4 protein-coding genes are annotated in these 4,981 nt (G+C 67.9%); 2 read left to right on the forward strand and 2 right to left on the reverse strand.

Annotated features, from left to right (window positions below; genetic code table 11):
- Positions 1–61: 61 nt before the first annotated feature.
- Both AC1MIR_RS08415 and AC1MIR_RS08420 read right to left on the reverse strand, forming a co-directional pair.
- Positions 62–1,855, reverse strand: a complete 1,794-nt coding sequence (locus tag AC1MIR_RS08415; RefSeq protein WP_480027728.1) for a sodium:solute symporter family protein — start codon at positions 1,853–1,855, stop codon at positions 62–64.
- Position 1,856: 1 nt separating this feature from the next.
- Positions 1,857–2,162 (reverse strand): DUF4212 domain-containing protein, encoded by a 306-nt coding sequence (locus AC1MIR_RS08420; protein WP_480027729.1) that lies wholly within the window; start codon positions 2,160–2,162, stop codon positions 1,857–1,859.
- Between the two features lie 156 nt (positions 2,163–2,318).
- On the opposite strand from AC1MIR_RS08420, the gene AC1MIR_RS08425 reads away from it, so the two are divergent.
- On the forward strand, positions 2,319–2,924 hold the full coding sequence (locus AC1MIR_RS08425) for a hypothetical protein (protein WP_480027730.1): 606 nt from the start codon (positions 2,319–2,321) through the stop codon (positions 2,922–2,924).
- Positions 2,925–3,187: 263 nt separating this feature from the next.
- Positions 3,188–4,873, forward strand: a complete 1,686-nt coding sequence (locus AC1MIR_RS08430; RefSeq protein WP_480027731.1) for an MFS transporter — start codon at positions 3,188–3,190, stop codon at positions 4,871–4,873.
- Positions 4,874–4,981 lie beyond the last annotated feature (108 nt).

Genomic DNA, 4,981 nt, shown 5'->3' on the forward strand with positions numbered 1-4,981 from the left:
AACACGGAAGGGGGGGGGGCGCCCCCGGCCCCCCGCCCCCTCGGTCGCGGACGCTGCGCCGTCAGTCGAGCGCGCGTTCGCCTTCCACCAGCCGCACGCCGCCGCGCGGGGTGCGGATGCTGTCGATGAAGTCCTGCATCGCCTGCGAGGGCGCCTGGGTCATCAGGCTGACCACATAGGTGACGATGAAGGCGGCGGGGATGCCGAACAGGCCGCAGGAGATGTTGCGCACCCCGAACCAGAGCGGCATGCCCATGTATTGCGTGCCGATCAGGTAGAACAGGCAGACGCCGTAGCCCGCGATCATGCCGGCGATCGCGCCCGCCGAGGTGGTGCGTTTCCACCAGACGCCCATCACCAGCGCCGGGAACAGCCCCGATGCGGCGATGGAGAAGGCCCAGGCCACCATGGCCAGGATGCCCGCCGGTCGCGTGCTGGCCACCCAGGCGGCGACGATCGCCACGCAGATCAGCAGGATGCGCGCGACGATGAGGCGACGCTTGGCGTTCGCGTTCGGGTCGATCATCCGGTAGTAGATGTCGTGGCTGAGCGCGTTGGCGATGGCCAGCAGCAGGCCGTCGGCGGTGGAGAGCGCGGCGGCCAGGCCGCCCGCCGCCACCAGGCCGGCGATGACATAGGGCAGGCCCGCGATCTCCGGCGTCGCCAGCACGATGGCGTCGGCGTTGATGGTGAATTCGCGGAACTGCAGGATGCCGTCGGCATTCGCGTCGCGGACGCTGACCAGGCCGATCTGGCTCCAGATTCCGACCCAGCTCGGCAGGTCGGCGATCTGCGCGCCGATGACGTTGGTGAACACTTCCAGCTTGGCGAAGGCCGCATAGGCCGGCGCCGTGAAGTAGAGCAGGAAGATGAAGAACAGCGACCAGGCCACGCTCTTGCGGGCATCGCGCACCGACGGCGTGGTGAAGTAGCGCATCAGGATGTGCGGCAGGGAGGCCGTGCCGACCATCAGGCAGAAGATCAGCCCGAAGAAGTTGAGCGGATCGTAGGTGGTGAAGGGCGTGATGTGCGATCGGGCGCCCTCCAGCGCGGGCTTGGTCGCGATCAGCGTCTCGATCTGCTCCAGCGCCTGGCCGTACATCAGCTGCGGCACCGGCACGCCCGTCACCTTGGCCGAAAGCAGCACGACCGGGATCAGGTAGGCGATGATCAGGATGATGTACTGCGCCACCTGGGTCCAGGTGACGGCCCGCATGCCGCCCAGCATGGAGCACACCAGGATGCCCAGCAGGCCGACGAAGACCGCGACCTCGAACTGGATGCCGAGGAAGCGGGACGCGATGATGCCGGTGCCGAAGATCTGCGCCACCACATAGGTGAAGGACGCGGACATCAGCACGATCACGCCGCAGAAGCGGGCGAAGTTGCCGCCGTACCGCGCGCCGAGGAAGTCCGGCACGGTGTAGGCGCCGAACTTGCGCAGATACGGCGCGAGCAGGATCGCCACCAGCACGTAGCCGCCCGTCCAGCCCAGCACGAAGGCCAGGCCGTCATAGCCGAGCAGGTAGAGCGTGCCCGCCATGCCGATGAAGGACGCCGCGGACATCCAGTCGGACCCGGTCGCCATGCCGTTGTAGAAGGCCGGCACCCGGCGCCCCGCGACGTAGTATTCCGACACCTGCGCGGTGCGGGACAGGTAGCCGATCAGCGCATAGACGCCGATGGTGAGGAAGACGAAGAGGTAGCCGATGATCCTGTTCGGCACCCCGATCTGCTCGAGGATCGCGAGGAAGATCACGAAGGCGGCGAAGCCGCCCGTATACCAGCCGTAGATCTTCCCGAGGTTCGAGAGGAAGTCGCCGCCCTGCGACTTGCCGGCGGAGGTATCGGACATCTTATTCCTCCTCGACGCCGAATTCTTCGTCGATCGCGTTCTGGCGCTTCGCGAACCAGAACAGCATGACGACGAAGACGACCAGGCTGCCCTGCGCGGCCATGTAGAAGCCGAGCGGGAAGCCGAAGATCTTGATTCCATTGAGTGTCGGCGCGAAGGCATGCACGCCGAAGCCGGCGACCAGCCAGATCACCAGCATCGTCCACATCAGTCCGGAGGTCTTCCGCCAGTATGCTTCCGCGGTGACCTTGTCCACAGCCGGGCCGGATGGGCCCTGGCGCTCTTGCACGTCTCCCACCAAGGGCATTCTCGTTGTCTCCCCACCATGACGCGTCCCGGACCGATCCGGCACGAACTTTAGATAGCACTGCCGCCGCACGGCCGCGAAACCTTCTCGGAGGACGCCGGCGCGATCTATCTGTGCGGAAAGGCAGGACGGCTGCCAAGGGGGAGTTCTTAATAAATGGTCACCTGGCTTTGGCATGCCCTCCGGCGCCGGCCCGCCGGCGATCCGGCCGCCCTGGAGGCCTTCCTGGCGCGCCATTCGGCCTATGTCGCGCAGAAGACAGTGCTGGACTATTGCCGCGTGAAGGTCGGCCGGGCCGAGCGCGAGGCCTTCGCCGACCCGGATTTCCAGGCCGCCCTGCACCATTGCCGTTGGCAGACCTTTGCCGCGACGGTGCCCGACGTGACCGCCATGGTCGAAGCCTGGCTGCGCCCGCACGCCACGGCCAGGGAACCGGCCCTGGCCGATTCGCTGGCCGCCCTGGGCAGCGCCGTGCTCGCCAAGGCAGAGGCGCCGGAGGCAGAGCGCCCGACGCTGGCGGCCGCAAGCGAGGCGCTGGCGCAGCACCTGGCGCGGTTGCAGGCCGGCCCGCCGCTGCCGGCGAATCGCCTGCCGCTGCTCGCCGAGGCGCCGCTCTTCGCCACCCTGCCGATCGCCGCAGAGCAGCGGATCGGCGAGAGCGTCTCGATCAAGGGCGCGCTGCGCTTCCACTTCGTGTCGGTCCAGCAGGAGCTGGAACGCGCCTTCGACGCGCCGACGCTGACTGCCCGGATCCTCGACTGAGCCCCCGCTGGAAGACCCCCGCGCCCGGGTCGCCAGGCATGTCATCCAGGCAATATGTTACACGAAATCCGTAGCAGAGATGAAACTGGACACGAATTAACCGCCGCCCCTCGGCCCCGTCCATGCGTCCGCAGGGATTTTGTGCGCCGCAGCACGGCCGCCGCCGGCTGCGCGGGCGCCAGGCGCCCGCCAACGCAAGCGGGCCCGCACGCGGCCGGAAAGGTGAGGGGATGGCAAGAGCGATCGGCGACAAGGCGCGGCCGATGACGCGCGAAGAGCGGAAGGTCATTCTGGCCTCCTCGCTCGGCACGGTGTTCGAGTGGTACGACTTCTACCTCTACGGTTCGCTGGCTGCCGTGATCGGCGCCAAGTTCTTCGGCATGTACGACGAGACCACGCGAAACATCTTCGCGCTGCTCGCCTTCGCCGCCGGCTTCCTGGTGCGGCCGCTCGGCGCCCTGGTGTTCGGCCGCCTCGGCGACCTGGTCGGGCGCAAATACACCTTTCTCGTCACCATCCTGATCATGGGCGCCTCGACCTTCATCGTCGGCATCCTGCCCACCTCCGACCAGATCGGCTTCCTCGCGCCGATCATCCTGATCGCGCTGCGCATGCTGCAGGGGCTCGCGCTCGGCGGCGAATACGGCGGGGCGGCGACCTATGTGGCGGAGCACGCGCCGAACGGGCGCCGCGGCTTCTACACCAGCTTCATCCAGATCACGGCGACGGCCGGCCTGTTCCTGTCGCTGCTGGTGATCCTCTCCACCCGCTCCATCCTGGGCGAGGCGACCTTCGCCGAATGGGGCTGGCGCGTGCCCTTCCTGCTCTCGATCGTGCTGCTCGGCGTCTCCGTCTGGATCCGCATGCAGATGCAGGAAAGCCCCGCCTTCAAGAAGATGAAGGAGGAGGGCACGGGCTCCAAGGCGCCGATCAGCGAGGCCTTCGGCCAGTGGAAGAACGCGAAGATCGCGCTCTTCGCGCTGCTCGGGCTGGTGATGGGCCAGGCGGTGGTCTGGTACACTGGCCAGTTCTACGCGCTGTTCTTCCTCGGCACCGTGCTGAAGGTGGACGGCTTCACCACCAACATGCTCATCGCCTGGTCGCTGGTGCTGGGCTCGGGCGGCTTCGTGCTGTTCGGCTGGCTGTCCGACAAGATCGGCCGCAAGCCGATCATCCTCGGCGGCTGCCTGATCGCGGCGCTGACCTACTTCCCGCTGTTCCACGCCCTCAGCCAGAACGCCAACCCGGCGCTGACCGAGGCGCACAACACCATCACCACCGTGGTCGAGGTTGACCGCTCCACCTGCTCCTTCCAGTTCAACCCGACCGGGACCGCGAAATTCACCCAGCCCTGCGACATCGCCAAGTCGGCGCTCGCGCGGCTTTCGGTGAACTACTCGGTCGAGGACAAGCCCGGCCAGCGCGATGCGGTGGTGCGGATCGGCGATCAGCAGGTCTCCACCGCGCAGCCGAACTTCGCCCAAGCCCTGCCGGCGGCGGTGACCGCGGCCGGCTACCCGGCGGCAGCGAACCCGACGGTGTTCCGGATGGCGAGCGCGCTCGACATCTTCAGCCCGCGCGGCCTGACGCTGGTGGGCATCCTGACGCTGCTGGTGATCTACGTGACCATGGTCTACGGCCCGATCGCCGCGGCGCTGGTGGAGCTCTTCCCCACCCGCATCCGCTACACCTCCATGTCGCTGCCCTATCACATCGGCAATGGCTGGTTCGGCGGCCTGATGCCGGCCACCGCCTTCGCGATCATCGCCCAGACCGGCGACGTGTATTCCGGCCTCTGGTATCCGGTGATCATCGCGCTGGCGACGGTGGTGATCGGCACCCTGATGATCCCCGAGACCAAGGACCGCGACATCTTCGCCGACGATGCCGGCGGCGCGCCGCGGCGGCGCAGCCCGCACGGGCTGGAGCCGGAATCCAGCCTGCCCTGAGGCGGCACGCCGCCTGAGGCTGCGCGGGGGGGCGGGGGGGGGCCCCCCCCCCCCCGCCCGTGCGGCGCGTCAGTGCCGCACGAAGGACATCACGATCTCGAAGGCGAT

The sequence above is a fragment of the Falsiroseomonas sp. RANM36 genome (genome assembly GCF_056682175.1).

What these genes read in the sequence shown, in the direction of transcription:
- AC1MIR_RS08415 (WP_480027728.1), bottom strand. Translation starts at nt 1,855, where the DNA reads ATGTCCGATACCTCCGCCGGCAAGTCGCAGGGCGGCGACTTCCTCTCG.
- AC1MIR_RS08420 (WP_480027729.1), bottom strand. Translation starts at nt 2,162, where the DNA reads ATGCCCTTGGTGGGAGACGTGCAAGAGCGCCAGGGCCCATCCGGCCCG.
- AC1MIR_RS08425 (WP_480027730.1), top strand. Translation starts at nt 2,319, where the DNA reads ATGGTCACCTGGCTTTGGCATGCCCTCCGGCGCCGGCCCGCCGGCGAT.
- AC1MIR_RS08430 (WP_480027731.1), top strand. Translation starts at nt 3,188, where the DNA reads ATGACGCGCGAAGAGCGGAAGGTCATTCTGGCCTCCTCGCTCGGCACG.